Below are 22,639 nucleotides of genomic sequence, written 5' to 3' on the forward strand. Positions count from 1 at the left end.
CCTCTCCCTTCCACCGGTCACACCGTTCGCCGCCCATGATAGAAGGAGTGCTGTTTTATGAATTTCAAATTCAACGAAGAAGAGCAGGAAATCATTGATATGCTCCACGACTTTGCCGTCAAGGAGGTGGCCCCTCTGGCCGCCGAGATCGACGAGCAGGAGCGTTTCCCCGAGGAGACCTGGCACAAGCTGGCCGACATGGGCATGATGGGCATTGCCTATCCTGAGGAGTACGGCGGCGCCGGTCTGAGCTATCTGACCTACATCGCCTGCTGTGAGGAGCTGGCCAAGCACTGCGCCACCACCTCCGTCATGGTGTCCGCTCACTCCTCCCTGTGCTGCTGGCCCATCGAGCATTTCGGCACCGAGGAGCAGAAGCAGAAATATCTGCCCGCTCTGTGCTCCGGTGAGAAGCTGGGCGCCTTCGGCCTCACTGAGCCCGGCGCTGGCACCGACGCCGCCATGCAGAAAACCACCGCCGAGGATAAGGGCGATCACTGGCTCATCAACGGCTCCAAGATCTTTATCACCAACGCCGGCTATGCCTCCGTGTTCGTCATCTTCGCTATGACCGACAAGTCCCTGGGCACCAAGGGCATTTCCGCCTTTATCGTGGACCGGGACACCCCGGGCTTCAGCGTGGGCGCCCATGAGAAGAAGATGGGTATCCGCGGCTCCTCTACCTGCGAGCTGATCTTTGACAACTGCAAGGTACCCAAGGAGAATCTGCTGGGCGAGGTCGGTAAGGGCTTCAAGATCGCCATGATGACTCTGGACGGCGGCCGTATCGGCATCGGCGCCCAGGCGCTGGGCATCGCTCAGGGCTGCATCGATCAGACCGTGAAGTACACCCAGGAGCGTATCCAGTTCGGTAAGCGCATCAGCCAGTTCCAGAACACCCAGTTCCAGCTGGCCGATATGCAGACCAAGGTGGATGCCGCCCGACTGCTCATCTACCGGGCCGCTCAGGCCAAGCAGGATGGCGAGCCTTACAGCCATCTCGCCGCCATGGGCAAGCTCTTCGCCTCCGAGACCGCCAGCGACGTGACCCGCCGCTGCGTGCAGCTGGTGGGCGGCTACGGCTACACCCGTGAGTATCCCTTTGAGCGCATGATGCGCGACGCCAAGATCACCGAGATCTACGAGGGCACCTCTGAGGTCCAGCGTATGGTCATCTCCGGTTGGATGGGCGTCAAATAATTTCCTTTTGTGAATAAACCGCTTGCCCGGTTTATTCTCGCGGACCTGCTCCGCGTATCGTCTTCCTCCATATGAACGCAGAGACACCGACAAGGCCGATCCATCCTTGCCGGTGTCTCTGTCTTTTCTCCTGATACGAGGAGCAACGGGTTCCGGTTGTGTCCTCACTTTTTTTGTGATACAATAGCGCGGTGACAGAATATGACCGAATTGGGAGGCTCCATGAACGAACGATCGGAACGCACCTATGAAAAGGTAGTCAATTATATCCAGAGTGAAATCTGGAAAGGCAATCTGAAACGGGGTGAGTGCCTGCCCCCTGAACGGGATCTGGCCGAACTGCTGGGCGTCAGCCGCAATTCCGTCCGGGAAGCCCTGCGCACCATGAGTCTGATGGGCTTTATCTCCAGCGTCCACGGTGCTGGCAACTTCCTCACCTGCGACCTGGAACAAAACCTGAGCGCCAGTTTCCGCATGATGCTGCTGCTGGGTGAAACCAACTACCTGCAGGTCAGCCAGCTGCGCCGCGGTCTGGAAAGTGAGACCGCACGTCTGGCCGCCAACCGTATTCTGCCCGGCCAGGCCGCCCGCCTGATGGAACTGGCTGTAAAAATGCGGGATGAAACGGATGCAGAAAAGGCCTCCCACTATGACCAGGAATTTCACAACCTGCTGTGCGACGCCTCGGGCAACAAGTTGATCCGCTCCCTGTTCGGCGCTATCCGGGCCACCGTAAATGATTTTATCGGCACCGTCTACGTCCGCATCATGGAGGACAAGGAACAGGCCTCCCTCCTGCACAACGCCCATATCCAACTGGCCCAAGCCCTGGCCGACCATGATGAGCTGGCCGCCATCCGAGCCACCTTCACCCACTTCGAGATAGTCAACACCTCCATCCAGAAGGATGAACTGGCCGGACGCAAGATTTTTTAATCCTTTTTTCAAAAAAACAGCGCTTCATCTGATGATGCAGATGAAGCGCTGTTTTTTCTTTATGTCTCCGCTTTCAGATAGGCCTCCACACCGTCGGCGATGCCCTGGGCGATCTTTTGCTGGTAATCAGGGTCGCACAACCGGGCCAGCTCTCCCGGATGGGTCATGAATCCGGTTTCCACCAGCACGGCGGGCATGGTGGTCTCCCGCAGCACCTGGAAATTGGCGGAGGGGGTACCACGCCCGATGCCGCCGGTGGCGGCTACTACCCCGGCCTGCACCTGCTTGGCCAAGGCCTCACCCCGGGTGCTGTTGGGATAATAATAGGTAAAGATCCCCTCATAATCTGTCCGGTCCAGGGCATTGCAGTGGATGCTGACAAAGACCTCCGCCTGAGCGGCGTTGGCCATCTTGGCCCGGTCGGCCAGGCTCACCGAGTCGTCCCCCGTCCGGGTAAGTACCACGTTGTACCCCCGCTCCTCCAGGATATCTGCCAGCATCAGGGACATGGGCAGGGTCAGATCTTTTTCCTTTACATCATTTCCATTTTCATCGGGATAGACCGCACCCGGCTGATTGCCGCCGTGGCCGGGATCAATGGCAATGGTAATCTTGCTCGGATCCAGAGGGGGCACCTCCGGCTCTTCCGGCACATCGGTGACGCTGACTCGCACCTGATTCCCACCGGAAGATACGGACAGATTCTGTGCATAGCTGACACCGGAGGCCAGGTCCAGCACCACCCGCAAGGTGTGGGGATACCCGTAGCCCAGATCATCCCCATGCTGGGAACAGCGGATCTTCTCAATGGAGTCGCTCTCCACCTGAAGCGTCAGATCTTTCCCTACCGCCGGGGCGTACACTGCCCCCAGCAAGTCTATGGCCAGCCGGTCCCCCAGGTCCACAATGCGGTACTTGGGCGTATGGTCGGCGGTGATGGTAAAGGTCTGCTCCTCCTCATCAAAAGACAATTCGGTAATCCACCCCAGATCTCCCTCCTGGGGCTGGGTGGGATCGGGCTGCTGAGGCTCCTCCGGGGAGGTAATGGCCACTGTGGCCGTCTCCCCCACCCATTCCACACCGGCCCCCAACTGCTCGGACACAAAGCGGAGGGGTACCATGGTGCTCTCCTTGCCATCCCACATGACGCCGCCGGCGGGCACTCCGTCGGGCAGCTCCACCGCTTGGCCGTCCACCAGGGCCGTGGCGCTGCCTGCCGTCAGTACAATGGTGCTCTCCTCCCGCAGGATGATGATCTGCCGGGTCTCAGGCACCCAGGTCACTGTAGCGTCCAGTGCCTCGGAGATGAGCCGGACAGGCACCAGGGTACGGCCGTTGGTGCTTCCCTCCGGATAGTAGGCCAGCGCCGGCACGTCCTCCGGTATCAACGCCTCCCCGTCCAGAGTCAAATTGGCACGATCGGTCACTGTAGGTTCACTGTAACGCTGGCTCACCTCATCGTAAAACCGGACGGTGATTTGCTCCGTCCCCGCCGCCATAGCGGCCGGAAACAGTCCAACTACCACCGCCAGCAGCAAAAACAGCGTAAATATGCGTTTCTTCATGGTATGCTCCTTGCCAGAACTGGGATATCTTCGACATATTTTATCCTATTTCCCATAGAGCCGTCAAGAAAACGCCGGCAGAAAAAGTTGACATAAATTTCATCATCCAGAAAATGACGGACAAAGCTCTTGCACTTGCAAGAAAAAGTTGGTATGATGAAAGATAATTCAAGAGCATCGGAGGGAATCATATGCTGAACATCACCCGTCAGGGCGTCTACTATAAAAACAACGCCTTTGTGCCTGTCCAGGACGGCCCCGCCGCCGGCCTGCCCGCTCCCGAGGAGGCAAAGAAAGGCACCATGGCCTATTCCATTCTGAAGGCCCATAACACCAGCGATTCTATGGACAGTCTGGCCATCAAGTTCGACGCCATGGCCTCCCATGACATCACCTACGTCGGCATCATCCAGACCGCCCGGGCTTCCGGCATGAAGGAGTTCCCGCTCCCCTATGTGCTCACCAACTGCCACAACTCCCTGTGCGCCGTGGGCGGCACCATCAATGAGGACGACCATGTGTTCGGCCTGTCCGCTGCCAAGAAGTATGGCGGCGAGTTCGTCCCCGCCCACCAGAGCGTGATCCACTCCTATATGAGAGAGCGGTATGCCGCCCCCGGCAAGATGATCCTGGGCTCCGACTCCCACACCCGCTACGGTGCCTACGGCACCATGGCTATCGGTGAGGGCGGCCCCGAGCTGGCCCGGCAGCTGCTGGAAAAGACCTACAACATCAGCTATCCCAAGGTTATCGCCATCTATCTCACCGGCACCCCCATCCCCGGCGTGGGTCCCCAGGACGTAGCTCTGGAGCTGATCCGCTCCACCTTCAAGGACGGCACCGTCAAGAATGCCGTCATGGAATTCTTCGGTCCCGGCGTGGCCAACCTGTCCATGGACTACCGCTCCGGCATCGACGTCATGACCACTGAGACCACCTGTCTGTCCTCCGTGTGGGTAGCCGACGACACTCTGAAGGACCACCTGGCGGTGCTGGGCCGCGGCGGCGAGTTCAAGCCCCAGGCCCCCGCTGACGGCGCCTACTATGACGGCGTTATCCATGTGGAGCTGGACAAGATCCGGCCCATGATCGCCCTGCCTTTCCATCCCTCCAACGCTTACACCATCCAGGAGTTTAAGGAGAACATGGCCGACCTCCTCCACCAGGTAGACGAGGACACTATGCACCAGCTGAAGCTGAAGAGCAAGCCTGCCTCCCTGCTGGACAAGATCGTGGACGGCAAGTTCATGGTGGATCAGGGTGTCATCGCCGGCTGCTCCGGCGGCACCTATCAAAACATTGTCCGGGCAGCCCAGGTGCTGGATGGTCACGCCATCGGCTCCGACGCCTTCTGGCTGTCCGTCTACCCCACCAGCCAGCCCGTCAACCTGGAGCTGACAAAGCGTGGCTACATCGCCTCCCTGATGGCGGCTGGCGCTTCCATCCGCTCCTGCTTCTGCGGTCCTTGCTTCGGCGCCGGCGACGTGCCCGCCAACGGGGCCTTCTCCATCCGCCACTCCACCCGCAACTTCCCCAACCGGGAGGGCTCCAAGCCTTCCGACGGCCAGGTGTCCTATGTGGCCCTGATGGACGCCCGTTCCATCGCCGCCACCGCCCTCAACGGGGGTGCCCTTACCGGAGCCGACGAACTGCCCAACGCCCCCGCTGATCCCGCCGTGGAGCCCTTCGCCTATGACGACACTCCCTACAAGGCCCGGGTGTACTTCGGCGTGGGCAAGGCTGATCCCAGCCAGGAGCTGGTCTTTGGTCCCAACATCGCCGACTGGCCGGAGCAGGTGGCTCTGCCCGACAACCTGCTGCTCACCGTTTGCTCCGCCATCTATGATCCCGTCACCACCACCGACGAGCTAATCCCCTCCGGCGAGACCTCCTCCTACCGCTCCAACCCCATCAAGCTGTCTGAGTTCGCTCTGAGCCGGAAGGATCCCCAGTATGTGCCCCGGGCCAAGGAGATTCTGGCGGTGGAGAAGCTGCGCCGTACCAACCCCGAGGCCCCCGAGGTGAAGGAGGCCCTGATGGGCCACAATCCCGCCAACACCGGCCTGGGCTCCCTGGTGATGGCCCTCAAGCCCGGCGACGGCTCCGCCCGTGAGCAGGCTGCCTCCTGCCAGCGTGTGCTGGGCGGCGTGGCCAACCTGGCCGCTGAGTACGCCACCAAGCGTTACCGCTCCAACGTGGTGAACTGGGGTATGCTGCCCTTCATCAACGAGGACGTAAAGGACTGGAACATCCAGCCCGGCGACAAGCTGTACATCCCCGGCGTCCGCACTGCCCTGGACAGCGGCGCCGACGTGATCCCCGCCGTCCTTATCCAGAACGGTACGGAGCACACCGTCACCCTGAAGCTGCCCGGTATGACCCGCGAAGAACGTGATATTGTTTTGGCGGGCTGCCTCATCAACTACTACGCCAAATAAAAGCCGGGGCGCTGCACACCGATGCAGCGCCCCTCTTTTTTAAAGGAGACTTTCCCATGGTCCCAAAGCCTATCCCCCTGCTGCCCGCCAAACCCCTGGCCGCCACCAACAACATCTCCGGCTTCCGAGTGCGGCCTGGCCTGTTTCTCCTCAACGGCGCCAACGTGGTGCCCGGCGGAGTCAGCTTCACCATCCACTCCATCAACGCCACCTACTGCGAGCTGTGCCTCTTCCGCCGCACCCAGCAGGAGCCCTTCGCCATCCTGCCCTTCCCGGAGAACTTTCGTATCGGCAACACCTTCTCTATGATCGTCTTTGACCTGGACATCTACGAGATCGAATATGCCTATCGGATGGACGGTCCCAACGACCCGGACCGGGGCCTGCTCTTTGACAAAACCAAATACCTGCTGGACCCCTATGCACGGGCGGTCACCGGCCAGAGCATCTGGGGCGTGAACCAGACCCCCGGCTGCTCCTACCACGCCCGGGTGGTGGAGGATATCTTTGACTGGGGGGACTTCCACGACCCCCATCTCCCCTTCCGGGATATGATCATCTATGAGACCCACGTCCGGGGCTTTACCCAGCATCCCTCCTCCGGCGTCAGGCACCCCGGCACCTTTGAGGGCCTGCTGGAGAAGCTGCCCTATCTGCTGGAGCTGGGGGTCAACACAGTGGAGCTGATGCCCATCTTTGAGTTTGACGAGATGGCGGACGAGCGCATTGTGGACGGCCGTCAACTGCTCAACTATTGGGGCTACAACACCGTCTGCTTCTTCGCCCCCAATACCAGCTACACCGCCACCCCGGAATTTAATCATGAGGGCACCCAGCTCAAGCACCTGATCCGCACTTTAAATGAGCACGGCATCGAGGTCATTCTGGATGTGGTAGTCAACCACACCGCCGAGGGCAACGAGCAGGGCCCCTTCTTCTCCTTTAAGGGCCTGGACAACAATATCTACTATATGCTCACCCCCGACGGCAAGTATTACAATTTCTCGGGGGTGGGCAACACCCTCAACTGCAACCATCCGGTGGTGCGGCAGTTCATTCTGGACTGCCTGCGGTACTGGGTGGTGGAGTACCGGGTGGACGGGTTCCGGTTTGACCTGGCCTCCATCCTGGGCCGGGACACCGACGGCGCTCCCCTGTCCGAACCGCCGCTGCTGGAGAGCCTTGCCTTCGATCCCATCCTGGGCCGGGTGAAGCTCATTGCCGAAGCCTGGGACGCCGGCGGACTGTATCAGGTGGGGTCCTTTCCCTCCTGGAACCGGTGGGCAGAATGGAACGGCAAGTACCGGGACGACCTGCGCTGCTTCCTGAAGGGGGACGGAGGTCTGGCCTGGGCGGCGGTCCAGCGCATCACCGGCTCCGCCGACCTGTATCCCCCCTCCCAGCGACAAAATGCCTCGGTGAACTTTCTGACCTGCCACGACGGCTTTACCCTGTACGACCTGTACTCCTACGACGTCAAGCACAACGAGGCCAACGGCTGGGGCAACACCGACGGGGCCAACGACAACAACAGCTGGAACTGCGGCGTGGAGGGAGACACCACGGATCCGGAGGTGCTGGCCCTCCGAGACCGGCTGATAAAAAACGCCTTTGCCGTGCTGCTGTGCAGCCGGGGCACCCCCATGTTCCTGGCGGGTGACGAGTTTGCCAACACCCAATTTGGCAACAACAACGCCTACTGTCAGGACAACGAGATCTCCTGGCTGGACTGGTCCCGGCTGGAAAACCACCAGGATCTGTTCCACTTTGTCTCGCAAATGATCGCCTTCCGCAAAGCACACCCCATTATCCGGGGAGAGACCGCCCCCGCCCGGTGCGGCTGGCCCTCGGTGTCCCTTCACAATGGGGCGGCCTGGAACGCCAAGATGGATGAGCAGACCCGGCAGATCGGCGTGCTCTTCACCGGCCGGAACCAGGATGACACCGCCGACGACCTGATTCTGCTGGCGGTCAATTCCCACTGGGAGGCACATTGGCAGGGCCTGCCTGAGCTGCCCTCCGGCTTGCGGTGGAGTCTGGTGCTCCATACCGCCTGCCCCGATCCCTTTGCCGCCGGTCCTCTGTTCAGCGGCAATGGACTTCAGATGGGTCCCCGCTCGGTGGCCGTCTTTCATGCGGTCAGCGGACGCAGTTGATTCAAAAAAGCCTGCCGGAAAATTTCCGGCAGGCTTTTTCTGTTACATCAAGGGGGCAAAGTCCTTGTCGGTCTCCTTGATCCCGTTCCACATGGTCAGAAACATCACCGTCAGACTGGGCACCGCATCCCCCGTCAGCTTGACCCCCGTGTCCTTCCACCAGCCAAAGGGATGCGTCAGGTTAAAGTACTCGTCTGCCAGATTGTAACCGCCGGTAAAGCCCACCTTACCATCAATGACGGTAATCTTCCGGTGATCCCGGTTGTTCATAAAAATATTGAGTACCGGCATCAGGGGATTGAATACCCGGCACTGGATGCCCAGCTTTTCCATTCGTTTGATAAAAGCCGGGCTGATGAAGCCCATGCTGCCCATGTCGTCGTACAGCAGCCGCACTTCCACCCCCTGCCGGACCTTCTCCACCAGAATCTCCTCCAGGCCGTGGAAGGATTGGGAGTCCTCAATGGCGTGGTACTCCATAAAGATAAAGTGTTCCGCCTGCCGCAGGGCCTGCTTCTGGGCTTCCAGCCCCTCTTCCGCCGTGGCATAATACTCTACATCGGTATTCTCATAGGCCGGAAACCCGGCCCGTCGTGAGAGATAGCGCAGCTGATTGGCGATCCCCTTGTCCTGCTCCTCCATCCGGGCCAGCACCGTCTCACTGTCGGGCAGGAGGTCCTGGGTCCGCTGCTGGAGGCGCTCAAACCGCCGGCGCATGACACGGGTACAGTTGGGACGTCCAAACATCAGATAGATGCACAGGCCCATCACAGGGAAAAAAAGGATCAGAATAATCCATGAGGCATGAGGCCTTCATAGGGCCGGTCATCTGCTTGCCATAGAGATTGAGCACCACCAGGAAGGCCAGCACGCTGGTGATAAGAGAGACAGCATAATAATAGTCGTTGAGCAGCAGCACCAGCCCTACGATCCAGGCCGCCTGGAGCAGTACGCTGAGAGCCACGAACAGCGCTCGTCCCACACTGTTTTTTACCGTCTCGTTCCGGCTGGATTTCACTCGGGCCACCTCCCCTTTTCGATGGATTCTTCCTATGGCAAGTATAGCCTCTGCCGCTCCGGAACACAACCTCTTTCGGAGCGGTTCCTCTCTTCTTCCACAACGTACCCCTTCCTTTTTTCGTCAAAGTTGTATAACAAGACAAAAATCCACCAGTGCCCTTGCCAAGCACCAAAAAATCCGATATTATTTTACATGAATCAAACAAATGGGGAGGTACGGGGATGTCATCACTGCACTGGTTTTACGCAAACTGGCGATCCATCCACGGCACCAACCTGTCCAACCTCAGGGTCTGAAACCGTCAGGGCATCCGTATACCGGATGCCCTGATTTATTTTTTCCAGCCCTGAAAAATTTTTAGGTATACAGGAGGGTCTTATGAGCAAAAAAGTTGCTGTTGTCATGGGTTCCGACTCCGATCTGGACACCATGCGCCCCTGCATCCAGCGTCTGCAGTCCTTCGGCATTCCCGCTGAGGTCCGCATTATTTCCGCCCACCGCACCCCTGCCGCCGCTGAGGAACTGGCCTCCCACGCCATGGAAAACGGTTTCGGTGTTATCATTGCCGCTGCCGGCAAGGCCGCCCATCTGGCCGGTGTGCTGGCCGCCTACACCACCCTGCCCGTCATCGGCGTTCCCATCAAGACATCCATGATGGGCGGCCTGGACTCTCTGCTGTCCATGGTCCAGATGCCCAAGGGCATCCCCGTGGCCTGCGTGGCGGTGGATGGCGCTGACAACGCCGCTATCCTGGCCGCTCAGATGCTGGCCCTGTCCGATCCTGAACTGACCGACAAGCTGGTCCAGTTCAAGGCCCGCATGGCGGAAGAAGTGATGGAAAAAGACCGCCATATTGTAGAAAAACTGTAATCAAATCAATTTAGAATAGAAAAAGGAGCATCACGTCATGGCTTACGAGAAGAAAGAGCAGCTCTACGAAGGCAAGGCTAAGAAGGTTTTCGCCAGCAACGATCCCCAGGTGGTCATTGTGTCCTACAAGGACGACGCTACCGCTTTCAACGGCCTGAAGAAGGGCACCATCACCGGTAAGGGCGCCATCAACAACCGCATGACCAACAACCTGATGCGCCGCCTGGAGGAGAAGGGCGTGCCTACCCACTATGTGGAGGAGCTCAGCGACCGCGAGACCGCCGTGAAGAAGGTATCCATCGTCCCCCTGGAGGTCATTATCCGCAACATTTCCGCCGGTTCCTTCGCCAAGCGCTATGGCGTGGAGGAGGGCATCGTGTTTGACGAGCCCACCATCGAGTTCTCCTATAAGAACGACGACCTGGGCGATCCCCTCATCAACGACTATCACGCCCTGGCTCTGAAACTGGCCACCAAGGAAGAGATCGAGCTCATCAAGAAGTACGCCTTTGCTGTCAACGACCTGCTGAAGGGCTTCATGAAGGAGATCGGCATCGATCTGGTGGACTTCAAGCTGGAGTTCGGCAAGACCGCCGACGGCACCATCGTGCTGGCCGACGAGATCTCCCCCGACACCTGCCGCCTGTGGGATGAGAAGACCCACGAGAAGCTGGACAAGGACCGCTTCCGCCGGGATCTGGGCGGCGCCGAAGAGGCCTATGAAGAGGTCATGCGCCGTCTGATGGGGGACAAGTAAGGCATGGGCGGTTTCTTTGGCACTATCTCTAAGCGCGACTGCGTCATGGACGTGTTCTTCGGCACCGACTACCATTCCCACCTGGGTACCAAGCGGGGCGGCATGGCAGTCTATGATCCCAAGATCGGTTTTCAGCGCCAGATCCACAATATCGAGAACACCCCCTTCCGTACCAAGTTCGACAAAGACCTGGCCGAGTTCAAGGGCTGTTCCGCCATCGGCTGCATCAGCGACACCGACCCTCAGCCCCTCCTGGTACGCTCCCATCTGGGTCTGTACGCCATCATTACGGTAGGCATCATCAACAACTCCGAGGCGCTGATCGAGCGGTACTTTTCCGACCATGGTCACCAGTTTATGGCCATGAGTTCGGGTAAGGTGAACGCTACCGAGCTGGCCGCCGCCCTCATCAACCAGAAGGACGACCTGGTGTCCGGCATCCGCCACGCCCAGGAGGAGATCGATGGCTCCTGCACCATGCTTATCCTCACCCCCGACGGCATCATCGCCGCTCGGGACAAGCTGGGCCGTCTGCCGGTACTCATCGGCCAGAACGACGAGGGCTGCTGTGTCTCCTTTGAATCCTTCGCCTACCACAAGCTGGGCTACATCGACGCCTACGAGCTGGGCCCCGGCGAGGTGGTCAAGGTAACCGCCAGAGGCTGGGAGACCCTGGCCCCTGCCGGCGATAAGATGAAGATCTGCGCCTTCCTGTGGACCTACTACGGCTACCCCAACTCCAATTACGAGGGGGTCAACGTGGAGGTCATGCGCTACCGCAACGGCGAGATCATGGCCCGGGATGAGGTCCGGAAAGGACAGCTGCCCAAGGTGGACTATGTGGCCGGCGTGCCCGACTCCGGCGTGCCCCACGCCATCGGCTTTGCCAACCGCAGCGGCAAGCCCTTTGCCCGCCCCTTTGTGAAATACACCCCCACCTGGCCCCGCTCCTTCATGCCCGCCAATCAGGCGGCCCGCAACCAGGTAGCTAAAATGAAGCAGATCCCCGTACCCGAGCTCATCGAGGGCAAGAAGCTGCTCTTCGTGGACGACTCCATTGTCCGCGGCACCCAGCTGAGAGAAACGGTGGAATTTCTCTACGAATCCGGCGCCGAAGAAGTTCATATGCGCTCGGCCTGCCCCCCCATCATGTACGGCTGCAAATATCTGAACTTCTCCCGCAGCAACTCCGACATGGAGCTGCTGGCCCGGCGCACCATCCAGAACCTGGAGGGTGACGAGGGGCAGCAGCATCTGGAGGAATATGCCGACTCCTCCACAGAGCGAGGCCAGTGTATGCTCAAGGCCATCTGTAAGGAAATGGGCTTCGATTCCCTGGGCTATCAGTCTCTGGATGGCCTGCTGGAGGCCATCGCCATCGACCGCGACAAGATCTGTACCTACTGCTGGACCGGTAAGGAATAACCGGTCCGTCCGGTTTCCACGTCCAAGCCCCTGACGCAAAGGAAGAAAAACCATGGCAACAATTCATGAAGAATGTGGTGTTTTCGGCGTATGTGTGGCCGGTATGACCCACGCCGCCTCTGTTACTTACAACGCGCTCTATGCCCTCCAACACCGGGGCCAGGAGAGCGCCGGTATGGCCATCAATGACGATGGCGTCATCACCAGCCACAAGGACGTGGGACTGGTCAGCGAAGTATTTACCCCTGAAGTTCTGGAGCACCTGGGTCCCGGCAGTATGGCCGTGGGCCATGTGCGCTACGCCACCACCGGCCGCAAGAGCCGTACCAATGCCCAGCCCATGGTCATCAACCATGTGAAGGGTTCCATGGCTCTGGCCCACAACGGCAATTTGACCAACGCCGCCGAGCTGCGGGAGAAGCTGGAGCTGTCCGGCGCCATCTTCCACACCACCAGCGACACCGAGGTCATCGCCTACACCATCACAGGCGCCCGGCTGAAAGCCCCCTCCATCGAGGAGGCCGTGTCCGCCGCCATGGATGTGATCCAGGGGGCCTATTCCCTGGTGCTTCTCTCCCCCCGCAAGCTGATCGCCGCCCGGGACCCCAACGGCTTCCGGCCTCTGTGCATCGGTACTCTGGACGGCGGCTATGTGTTCGCCTCGGAGAGTTGCGCTCTGGACGCCATCGGCGCCCACTTCCTCCGGGATGTGGAACCCGGCGAAATCGTCATCGCCGACCAGTCCGGCCTGCGGAGCATACGGACCCACTGCGGCAAGGCCAAGAGCAGCCTGTGTGTGTTTGAGTTTATCTACTTTGCCCGGCCTGACTCGGTGATCGACGGTGCCGGCGTCCACGAGGCTCGGCTCCGTGCAGGAGCCTTCCTGGCCCTGGAGCATCCGGTCCAGGCCGACATCGTGATCGGCGTGCCCGACTCCGGCATCGATGCCGCCATCGGCTATGCCCGGCAGTCCGGCATCCCCTACGGCACTGGCTTCATCAAGAACAAGTACATCGCCCGCACCTTCATCTCCCCCGGCCAGAAAAACCGGGAGGACAAGGTGCGTATCAAGCTCAACCCCATTTCCTCCGTAGTGCGGGGCAAGCGGGTAGTCATCATCGATGACTCCATCGTCCGGGGTACTACTTCCGCCCGCATCGTGGGGCTGCTGCGGGAGGCCGGGGCCACAGAGGTCCATATGCGGGTCTCCGCGCCCCCCTTCCTCCATCCCTGTTACTTCGGCACCGATATCGACTCCCGGGATCACCTCATCGCCTGCAATCACACGGTAGAGGAGATCGCCAAGATTATCGGCGCCGACTCCCTGGGCTACCTCAGCGTGGACAGCGTCCATAAATTGGCCAACGGCTGCGGTTGCACCTTCTGCGACGGCTGCTTCACCGGCAGCTATCCGGTGCCCGTGCCGGAAGCCAGGGAAAAATTCCGTTTTGAACAAAAAATCGGTCAAACCCAATAATCGAGGAGGTTTCTCCGTATGAAAAATTCTCACTCTGAGTCCTACGCCGCCGCCGGCGTAGATGTGACCGCCGGTTATGAGTCGGTAGAGCGCATCAAGCCCATGGTGGAATCCACCTATATCCCCGGCGTCATGGGCACCCTGGGCGGCTTTGGCGGTCTGTTTGCCCCCGATATGGCGGGCATGAAGAAGCCCGTGCTGGTGTCCGGCACCGACGGCGTGGGCACCAAGCTGCGCCTGGCCCAGCTGATGAACAAGCACGACACCATCGGCATCGACTGCGTGGCCATGTGCGTCAACGACATCATCTGCGGCGGCGCCACTCCCCTCTTCTTCCTGGACTACATCGCCTGCGGCAAGAACGATCCCGCCCGCATCGCCGACATCGTGGCTGGTATCACCGAGGGCTGCCGCCAGGCGGGCGGCGCCCTGGTGGGCGGCGAGACCGCCGAGCACCCCGGCCTGATGGCGGAGGACGACTACGATGTGGCCGGTTTCTCTGTTGGCATTGTAGACGAGGAGAAGATCATCGACGGCAAGGCCCTGGCCGCAGGCGATACCCTCATCGGTCTGGCCTCCACCGGCGTCCACTCCAACGGCTTCTCCCTGGTCCGTAAGGTGCTGGACGTGGAGCACGCCGACCTGACCTCCCCCATGGAGGAGTTGGGCGGCAAGAGCCTGGGTGAGACCCTGCTCACTCCCACCCGCATCTATGTCAAAGCGATCCTGGCCCTGCTGAAGGGCGGCATCGACGTTCATGCCATCAGCCATATCACCGGCGGCGGCTTCTACGAGAACGTGCCCCGCATGATGACCGAAGGACTCACCGCCCGCATTGATCTGAGCACCTTCCCCCGCCTGCCCATTTTCGATCTCATCGAAAAGAAGGGCGGCATTCCCACCCGGGATATGTATAACACCTTCAACATGGGCATCGGCATGATCCTGGCTCTTCCCGCCGCTCAGGCAGAGCAGGCTATGGAACTGCTGGCCCAGGCCGGCGAGCAGGCCTACGTCATCGGCTCTGTGGTTGACGGCGACGCCGGGGTGGAACTGGTATGACCCGAATCGCTGTACTGGTCTCCGGCGGCGGGACCAATCTCCAGGCCCTCATCGGCGCCCGGGACCGGGGAGAGCTGGGCGGCGGAGAACTGGCCGCCGTTATCTCCTCCAAAGCCGACGCCTATGCCCTGGAGCGAGCCAAAAACGCCGGTATCCCCGGCTATGTGATAGCCCGGAAGGACTACGACTCCAACCGTGCCATGACCCAGGCCCTGGTGGCCAAGCTGAAGGAACTGGGCATCGATCTGGTGGTGCTGGCCGGTTTCATGCACATTTTGACTGAGGAAATGGTGCAGGCCTACCCCAACGCCATCCTCAACGTCCATCCCGCCCTCATCCCGTCCTTCTGTGGGGCGGGCTATTATGGCCTTCACGTCCACGAAAAGGCCCTGGCCTACGGTGTGAAGGTCACTGGCGCCACCGTCCACTTCGTCAATGAGGAGCCCGACGGCGGCCCCATCGTCCTCCAGAAGGCGGTGGACATCCTGCCCGGCGACACCCCCGAGGTGCTTCAGCGCCGGGTCATGGAGCAGGCCGAGTGGCATATTCTGCCCCAGGCCGTCGCTCTGTTCTGTCAAGGCCGCCTCTCCGTGGAGGGACGGATCGTTACCATCAAAGAAGGGGAATGATGTTATGAAAACGCTGGACCTGACCCAACTGCTGCAAAGCAATCCCTATCCCGGCCGCGGCATCGTGCTGGGCCGCTCCGCCGACGACACCAAGGCGGTCATTGCCTACTTCATTATGGGCCGCAGCGAGAACTCCCGCAACCGTGTGTTTGTGGAGACCCCCGACGGCATCCGCACCCAGGCCTTTGATCCCTCCAAGATGACCGACCCCTCCCTCATCATCTACAATCCAGTCCGGGTGTTCGGCGCCTCCACCATTGTCACCAACGGTGACCAGACCGACACCATCCGGGAGGGCCTGGCCGCAGGCAAGACCTTCTCTCAGGCCCTCCATACCCGCACCTTCGAGCCGGACGAGCCTAATTACACCCCCCGTATTTCCGGTCTGGTAAAGAAGGACGGCGACTATGTGCTCTCCATCCTGAAGAGCGCCGACGGCGATCCCGCCTCCTGCCGCCGCTACTTCTATGCCTATGAGAAGCCCCTGGCCGGTCAGGGCCACTTCATCCACACCTACATGGGAGACGGCAATCCCCTGCCCTCCTTCGAGGGTGAGCCGGAGCAGATCACCATCACCAGCGAGACTCCCGAGGAATTTGCCCAGCTGATCTGGAACAGCCTCAATGAGGAGAACAAGGTCTCCCTCTTTGTGCGCTATATCGACATCATGACCGGCAACTGGGAGACCGTCATCCTCAACAAGCATCAGTAAGAAGGAGGAAGCACAGAACATGACCGAACTGGAGCTGAAATACGGCTGCAACCCCAATCAGAAGCCCGCCCGCATTTTTATGGAGTCCGGCGAGCTGCCCATCAAGGTGCTTAACGGCAAACCTGGCTACATCAACTTTCTGGACGCGCTGAACTCCTGGCAGCTGGTCAAGGAGCTGAAGGAGGCCACCGGCCTGCCCGCCGCCGCTTCCTTCAAGCACGTCTCCCCCGCAGGCGCCGCTGTGGGTACCCCCCTCACCGACGTAGAAAAGAAGATTTACTTTGCGGAGGACATGGACCTGTCCCCCATCGCCTGCGCCTATGTGAAGGCCCGCGGCGCCGACCGGCTGTGCTCCTACGGCGACTGGGCCGCCCTGTCCGACGTGTGCGACGGCCAGACCGCCCGCTATCTGGCTCTGGAGGTGTCCGACGGCGTCATCGCCCCCGGCTACACTGAGGAGGCCCTGGCCATCCTCAAGACCAAGCGCAAGGGCGGCTACAACGTGGTGGAGATCGATCCCAACTACGTCCCCAAGGCCATCGAGCACAAGGACGTGTTCGGCATCACCTTTGAGCAGGGCCGCAACAACTATGAGATCAACGCCGACCTGCTGAACAACATCGTTACCGACAACAAAGAGCTGCCCGAGCACGCCAAGCGGGATATGCTCATCTCCTTGATCACCCTGAAGTACACCCAGTCCAACTCGGTGTGCTATGTGAAGGACGGCCAGGCCATCGGTGTGGGTGCCGGCCAGCAGAGCCGCATCCACTGCACCCGTCTGGCAGGCAACAAAGCGGACAACTGGCTGCTGCGCCAGCATCCCAAGGTGCTGGGCCTCCAGTTCGTGGACGGCATCCGCCGCCCCGATCGGGACAACGCCATCGACGTGTACATCTCCGACGAGTACGAGGATGTGCTGGCCGAGGGCGTGTGGCAGAACACCTTCAAGGTCAAGCCCGAGGTGCTCACCGCTGAGGAGAAAAAGGCCTGGATCGCTACCCAGTCCGGTGTGACCGTGGGTTCCGACGCCTTCTTCCCCTTCGGTGACAACGTGGAGCGGGCCCGCAAGTCCGGCGTGTCCTACATCGTGCAGCCCGGCGGCTCCATCCGGGACGACCACGTCATTGCCACCTGCAATAAGTACGGCATTGTCATGGCCTTTACCGGGATGCGGCTGTTCCACCATTAAACCAGTTCCAGGGGGTATCCAATACCCCCTGGATACGCAGAACTGCGCCAATGTACATTGGCGCAGTTCTGCGATACCCCCGGTTTCGCGCCCACGGCGCGGGTCGGGGTATGTCTGGGAGAAGTGAATTCTCCCAGACATACATCTGATTTTTTCGCTCCGGGGTCACGGAGCGCAACACCCTCCGCGAAAAAGCTTTTCGCTACGCGAAAAGGACGGGGGTAACGAAACGAGGTTTGAACATGAAGGTATTAGTCGTAGGCGGAGGCGGGCGGGAGCACGCCATCTGCTGGAAGCTGTCCCAGAGCCCCCATGTCACCCGGCTCTACTGCGCCCCCGGCAACGGCGGCATTGAATCCATCGCCCAGTGCGTTCCCATCGCCGCCACCGACGTGGACGGCATGGTGAAGTGGGCCAAGAGCCACGCCATGGATTTTGTGGTGGTAGCCCCCGATGATCCCCTGGCTCTGGGCATGGTGGACGCCATGGAGGCGGCGGGTATCCCTGCCTTCGGCCCCACCGCGGACGCCGCCATCATTGAGGCCAGCAAGATCTTCTCCAAGAACCTGATGAAGAAGTACAACATCCCCACCGCCAAATATGAGACCTTTACCGACATGGACGCCGCTCTGGCCTATGTGGAAGCTCAGGGCGCCCCTATCGTGGTCAAGGCTGACGGTCTGGCTCTGGGCAAGGGTGTCATTGTGGCCCAAACCGTGGAGGAGGCCAAGGATGCCGTCCGCTCCATGATGAGCGATCACCGCTTTGGCGAGGCTGGGGCCAAGGTCGTCATCGAGGAGTGCATGACCGGCCCCGAGGTCACCGTGCTGGCCTTCTGCGATGGAGAGCATATTTTGTGTATGCCCTCCTCTCAGGACCATAAGCGGGCCTATGACGGCAACCAGGGCCCCAACACCGGCGGCATGGGCGCTATCTCCCCCTCCCCCAACTACACCGCCGCCGTGGCCATCCAGTGTATGCGGGACATCTTCCTGCCCACCGTAGCAGCACTGAAGGCGGAGGGCCGCCCCTTCAAGGGCGTCATCTACTTCGGCCTCATGATTACTCCCGAGGGTCCCAAGGTGGTGGAGTACAACGCCCGCTTCGGTGATCCCGAGTGTCAGGCCGTCCTCTCCCTGCTGGACTCCGACCTGATGGAGATCTTCGCCGCCTGCCGTGAGGGCCAGCTCAACAAGATGGATATCCGCTGGAAGCCCGGCGCGGCCTGCTGCCTTGTGCTGGCCTCCGGCGGCTACCCCGGCAGCTATCAGAAGGGCTACCCCATTACCGGCCTGGAGGAGGCCGGCGAGACCGCCGTGGTATTCCACGCCGGTACCAAGCTGGACGACAACGGTGATATCGTTACCAATGGTGGTCGTGTTCTGGGCGTCACCGCCGTGGGCGACAGTCTGGATGAGGCCATCGACGGCGCTTACGCCGCCGCCAAGCACATCCACTTCCAGGATATGCACTTCCGCACTGACATTGGTCGGGTATAAACGCCATAAAAAAGGCCTCCGGCCGGGAAATCCCGGCTGGAGGCCTTTTTCTTAGTTGAATTTCTCCATCCAGTAATGGTCGTTATCCTCACAGACTTTGATCCCGTCCTGGTAGCGATAGCCCAGTTTCAAATAGAACTCGTGGGAGGTCAGAGAAGCGGAAACCGCCACACGCTTGGCAGCCCGGAACAGCGGGTCAGCCTCCAGGGTCTGCACCAATTTTCTGCCCACACCCTTGCCTTCCCAGTCAGGCCGTACAAACAGGGCCCTGATCTCGCACTCCCCCGGCCGGTCCTCCATAGGCGCCACAGAGCCACAGGCCAGCAGCTCATCCCCCAGCATAGCCACATAGCTGTGTCCGCCTGATTTGGGGATGGCAGCCACACCTTCTGGGTTGTAATACTCTACAAACTCCATCAGAGCCTCGCGGGGATAGTCCCGAATATTGACCTCCAGCAACACCCGGCCGATGAGGGCCGATACCTCAGCCACCTGGTTCTCCTCCATGGGGCGTATGCAGATTTGTTCCACTATCTTCTCGCTCCTTTTCATCCGTCGGTGCGGATATCTTAATTCGCTCTCAGTATACGCCGATATTCAGAGGCTGACAAGACGCTTGCGTCAATTCAGGCCGTCCCCACACGGGAGTCCTTTCGTTTCTCCTCCTCGCTGAGCTTCACAAAGGGGACCAGATCATGGTGGAGCTTTGCCAGATCATTTCTGCTCTCCGGTGAGACAGATCCGCTGAACCGGTAGCCCTCGGACCGCATATAGGCGTTCCAGCGCCTGTGCTCCAGCTCCTCAATGGTTCTCCGCTCATCTGGAGTCAGCTCACTTTCCTTCTTTGAGGCCCCAGGGATTCCGCATAAGATCCGCATTTTCAAATGGATTGCCGCAGCAACGGAAGAACGATAGTTAAATTCGTATGCCCAAAAGGCGCTCTCTGTTCCCCATTTCAGATGCCGCTCCAATGCGGCCTGTTCCAACTCCGAGTCCAGAATGACTTCTTGAGAATAGGATTCATTCAAATCCCCAATGAAGGAAATGCGATACCGATTACCCCGGTAATCGGTGATCCCCTCCAATGCCTTTTTCTTCAAAGGATCATATACAATGGTCTGAATTGTAGGATGCTGTCCTTGACGTTCACACATGATTCTGGCATTGATCGCCGCCTCAACGTTCCGGCCATCATCCCCCAGCGCTACAAAGACGTGGCTGATTGGTCCGATGGCATGAAAGCAGTCCGCATACCGGGCGGTCTGCACATCCATTCCTCCATGGATCACAATATGATACTGCGCTTCGCCCGGCGTAGCGGTTCCGTTGCGCTCCGGCGCCATCAATTCCGGACACAGCGCGGTAAACCGCTCCTCTGCGTCATTTCTTTGGTCAAAGACGTGAATTTTTACCTGATACCCGTCCATTTGACAAAACCAGGATAAGGCTTTCAGCATCTCCGTGCCATACCGGCCCAAACCAATCAGTACCACCGATATCAGCTTATAGGTCCCGCAGTCTATGGCCCCCTCAAACAGAGAACCGCCTTCCCGGTACAGGGTCTGACTGATCAGAGACCGGATCACATTCACTCTCCGGACCCGCATTCCGCCATCCACAGCAGTCTGGAACAAAACCTCGCTTTCCACCCTGGTGGAGAAAACATACAGGCGGAAATTGGGGAGGTTTTTATACGCCTCCACCAACTTGATGGACTGCTCAATATTTTCGGACTCATTCTCCCCTATCGCAAATAAAGACACACAGCTTCTCTTGCTGTGGACGTTCCAGCTGATATCAACGATGTCCTTTTTGAAGCAGACCGCCTTCAGCTCTCTTGCCTTCTCACACAGCTCAAAGATAGACTCCTCATGGTTCTCAAATACATCCATAAAAACAAGCAGACAGCGTCTGTCCTTCTTCTGGATGCTTCGCGCCAGAACCAGAGCCTGCTCGTTCAGTTCGGAAAAAACATAAACGTCGGTCCCATAGTGAAACAGCAAGGAGCGATAAGCGGAAATATTCTTAAAAAAGGACAGGACAAAGCCGAAGGTAAGAGCGGGAGCCAGTACATACAGCACTGCGGCAACAACCGAGTACCCGGTACGCACCACACCGTCTGGTAAAGCGGAGGTAAATGCCAGTACACCGTCAAACTCCCCGTCCAGCACAAACAGCCTCATGGTACTGTGAATGGACAGCAGTACGCTGTTTATCCCTCCCACAAAATCCTTTGGAAACTGCTCCAGATGAAGGGGGAGAAACAGCAGGACCGCAGCAAGGAATACCCCGGCCAGGACGCACTTGACCGGCGACAGAAACCGCCCCCGCTGATAGGGCGCTCTATATATCCTGACAGCGGCGATCAGGCTGCCCGCCAGAAGCAGCACCGAAAGGTAAAAACAACAATCTGCCCACATATCAATTTCCTTCCTGTGAGGCGGCCTGTCCGCCATACAGCTTTTTAGACTCGCTCATGCCTCCAGGAACAGGTCCAGACACAGCGAACCTTCTGAGTGGAAATAGGTATACTGACTGACCGGATAGCCTGCCTGCTCCAGCACAGCGGTCATAGCCTCCCCGTCCTGTACCAACTCCATCAGCTGAGCATATACCGCCTCATCTGCGGCCAGTACAGTAAGGCTTCCGCCAGTCTGAGAGGAGAAGATCCGGACCAGTTCTTCTGTGTTGAACTGCTCCAGCACCCAGCCGTTGCGGTAGTGGTAATTGCACGCCACCGCGGAACTGGGCGTCATCTCCGCGCCTCGCTCCGGCTCCGCAAAATGGGTAGACGCCATACGCTCACTGGTAACTGCAAACCAGCTGTAAGTATGTCCATCCGGATGGGTCTCCTGGTCGTCCCATGTCACGTCGGTATAATATACCTCCCCATCCAGAACCACCTTTGTCCAGGCATGGGACTGGGCACCTGTTCCATTGTCAGCAGTACCCCGCACTGTCTCAGCCTGGATGCCGGCCCGGCGCAGGAGGTACACGTAGGCCTGACTGTATCCGGAACACACACACCGCCCATTTACCAACGCACCGTACAGGTCCTGATCGCTGCCGTCGCTGCTGCTCTGATATACAATGTGATCACACAGCCAGTCATGCAGGCTCAAGGCAGTCTCATAGTCTCCCGCCCCTTTCGGGATCGCAGCCAGCGCCTGGGCTGCCGCCTGCTCCACCTGTTCCCGTCGGGTAGTCAAATCCGTATATTTCCAGTCAAACTTCACCTGGTACTCTGTACCGCTGCCAACCAATTCGTAGCCTTCCAACCAGAAGAATTCCGGCTGACGCTGGAGCTGTTCCAGCACTTGCCCGATTTGCTCCATACTCATATCTTCCGCTGTAAAGTTCACTACCTGCTGCTGCCCGTCTACCTGCTCATAGAGATATTGGTAGAGGATACTCTCCGGATCTTCCTTCTCAGGGCGCTCTGTAACGACCACAGACGGCGTCTGAAGACTTGTCGTGACCTGAGGTAAGGGTAATTCTGTTTCAATCGGAGAGACTGCTGCAGGCCCCTCCTTTGGCGAGAGCAGCATACGCGCCAGCACAACACCTATGCCTGCCACCAAAAGCAAAACAATCAGCAGCAACACACCGGAGGCACTCCGCCTGCGTCTCTTTGATCTTCTCTTTTTCTTCATGTCCACACTTCCCCTCTCCACCATACTGTTGTTCTACATTTTTTCAT

General features: G+C 59.4%; 19 protein-coding genes. 13 read left to right on the top strand and 6 right to left on the bottom strand.

Features of this window, described 5'->3' with window-relative positions:
• Window positions 1–57: 57 nt before the first annotated feature.
• Together B5G40_RS08730 and B5G40_RS08735 are read left to right on the top strand one after the other, a co-directional pair.
• Window positions 58–1,200, top strand: a complete 1,143-nt coding sequence (locus B5G40_RS08730) for an acyl-CoA dehydrogenase (RefSeq protein WP_087389263.1) — start codon at window positions 58–60, stop codon at window positions 1,198–1,200.
• Between the two features lie 222 nt (window positions 1,201–1,422).
• Entirely contained in the window at window positions 1,423–2,136 is a 714-nt protein-coding gene (locus B5G40_RS08735) for a FadR/GntR family transcriptional regulator (protein WP_158099501.1), read from the top strand.
• 59 nt (window positions 2,137–2,195) lie between these two features.
• Here B5G40_RS08735 and B5G40_RS08740 read toward each other — a convergent pair whose 3' ends face one another.
• Window positions 2,196–3,701, bottom strand: coding sequence for an N-acetylmuramoyl-L-alanine amidase family protein (locus B5G40_RS08740; protein ID WP_087399362.1), 1,506 nt, complete (start codon window positions 3,699–3,701; stop codon window positions 2,196–2,198).
• Between the two features lie 191 nt (window positions 3,702–3,892).
• On the opposite strand from B5G40_RS08740, the gene B5G40_RS08745 reads away from it, so the two are divergent.
• A complete protein-coding gene (locus tag B5G40_RS08745; RefSeq protein ID WP_087399363.1) occupies window positions 3,893–6,139 on the top strand; it encodes a hydratase in 2,247 nt (748 codons plus the stop codon).
• 56 nt (window positions 6,140–6,195) lie between these two features.
• A complete protein-coding gene (locus tag B5G40_RS08750; protein WP_087399364.1) occupies window positions 6,196–8,295 on the top strand; it encodes a glycogen debranching protein in 2,100 nt (699 codons plus the stop codon).
• Between the two features lie 42 nt (window positions 8,296–8,337).
• Here B5G40_RS08750 and B5G40_RS08755 read toward each other — a convergent pair whose 3' ends face one another.
• Window positions 8,338–9,066: a phospholipase D-like domain-containing protein gene (locus B5G40_RS08755; protein WP_087399365.1), complete on the bottom strand. Its 729-nt coding sequence runs from the start codon at window positions 9,064–9,066 to the stop codon at window positions 8,338–8,340.
• On the bottom strand, window positions 8,996–9,313 hold the full coding sequence (locus B5G40_RS16635; RefSeq protein WP_143383393.1) for a hypothetical protein: 318 nt from the start codon (window positions 9,311–9,313) through the stop codon (window positions 8,996–8,998). Before B5G40_RS16635 ends, B5G40_RS08755 begins: the two co-directional genes overlap by 71 nt.
• Window positions 9,314–9,694: 381 nt before the next feature.
• On the opposite strand from B5G40_RS16635, the gene purE reads away from it, so the two are divergent.
• From purE to purD, 9 genes are all read left to right on the top strand, one after another.
• Window positions 9,695–10,186, top strand: a complete 492-nt coding sequence (gene purE / locus B5G40_RS08760; protein WP_087189079.1) for a 5-(carboxyamino)imidazole ribonucleotide mutase — start codon at window positions 9,695–9,697, stop codon at window positions 10,184–10,186.
• A gap of 37 nt (window positions 10,187–10,223) precedes the next feature.
• Window positions 10,224–10,943 carry a phosphoribosylaminoimidazolesuccinocarboxamide synthase gene (purC, locus tag B5G40_RS08765; RefSeq protein ID WP_087189080.1) on the top strand — a complete coding sequence of 240 codons (720 nt, stop codon included), beginning with the start codon at window positions 10,224–10,226 and terminating at the stop codon, window positions 10,941–10,943.
• Window positions 10,944–10,946: 3 nt separating this feature from the next.
• Window positions 10,947–12,368, top strand: coding sequence for an amidophosphoribosyltransferase (locus B5G40_RS08770; RefSeq protein ID WP_087399366.1), 1,422 nt, complete (start codon window positions 10,947–10,949; stop codon window positions 12,366–12,368).
• 52 nt (window positions 12,369–12,420) lie between these two features.
• Window positions 12,421–13,845 carry an amidophosphoribosyltransferase gene (purF, locus tag B5G40_RS08775; RefSeq protein WP_087399367.1) on the top strand — a complete coding sequence of 475 codons (1,425 nt, stop codon included), beginning with the start codon at window positions 12,421–12,423 and terminating at the stop codon, window positions 13,843–13,845.
• Between the two features lie 18 nt (window positions 13,846–13,863).
• Window positions 13,864–14,907 (top strand): phosphoribosylformylglycinamidine cyclo-ligase, encoded by a 1,044-nt coding sequence (gene purM / locus B5G40_RS08780; RefSeq protein WP_087399368.1) that lies wholly within the window; start codon window positions 13,864–13,866, stop codon window positions 14,905–14,907.
• Window positions 14,904–15,536 (top strand): phosphoribosylglycinamide formyltransferase, encoded by a 633-nt coding sequence (gene purN, locus B5G40_RS08785; protein ID WP_087389256.1) that lies wholly within the window; start codon window positions 14,904–14,906, stop codon window positions 15,534–15,536. The genes purM and purN overlap by 4 nt, the downstream gene beginning before the upstream one ends.
• A gap of 4 nt (window positions 15,537–15,540) precedes the next feature.
• A complete protein-coding gene (locus B5G40_RS08790; RefSeq protein WP_087399369.1) occupies window positions 15,541–16,248 on the top strand; it encodes an IMP cyclohydrolase in 708 nt (235 codons plus the stop codon).
• Window positions 16,249–16,267: 19 nt separating this feature from the next.
• Entirely contained in the window at window positions 16,268–17,440 is a 1,173-nt protein-coding gene (locus B5G40_RS08795) for a phosphoribosylaminoimidazolecarboxamide formyltransferase (protein ID WP_087399370.1), read from the top strand.
• 242 nt (window positions 17,441–17,682) lie between these two features.
• On the top strand, window positions 17,683–18,939 hold the full coding sequence (gene purD / locus B5G40_RS08800) for a phosphoribosylamine--glycine ligase (RefSeq protein WP_087399371.1): 1,257 nt from the start codon (window positions 17,683–17,685) through the stop codon (window positions 18,937–18,939).
• A 51-nt stretch (window positions 18,940–18,990) separates the two neighbouring features.
• Here purD and B5G40_RS08805 read toward each other — a convergent pair whose 3' ends face one another.
• From B5G40_RS08805 to B5G40_RS08815, 3 genes are all read right to left on the bottom strand, one after another.
• Window positions 18,991–19,470 (bottom strand): GNAT family N-acetyltransferase, encoded by a 480-nt coding sequence (locus B5G40_RS08805; RefSeq protein WP_158094699.1) that lies wholly within the window; start codon window positions 19,468–19,470, stop codon window positions 18,991–18,993.
• Between the two features lie 95 nt (window positions 19,471–19,565).
• Window positions 19,566–21,359: a hypothetical protein gene (locus B5G40_RS08810; protein ID WP_087399372.1), complete on the bottom strand. Its 1,794-nt coding sequence runs from the start codon at window positions 21,357–21,359 to the stop codon at window positions 19,566–19,568.
• Between the two features lie 54 nt (window positions 21,360–21,413).
• On the bottom strand, window positions 21,414–22,391 hold the full coding sequence (locus B5G40_RS08815) for a transglutaminase domain-containing protein (protein ID WP_158099503.1): 978 nt from the start codon (window positions 22,389–22,391) through the stop codon (window positions 21,414–21,416).
• Between the last annotated feature and the right edge of the window lie 248 nt (window positions 22,392–22,639).

The organism is Flavonifractor sp. An9, from assembly GCF_002161245.1.
Classification (GTDB): Bacteria; Bacillota; Clostridia; order Oscillospirales; family Oscillospiraceae; genus Flavonifractor; species Flavonifractor avicola.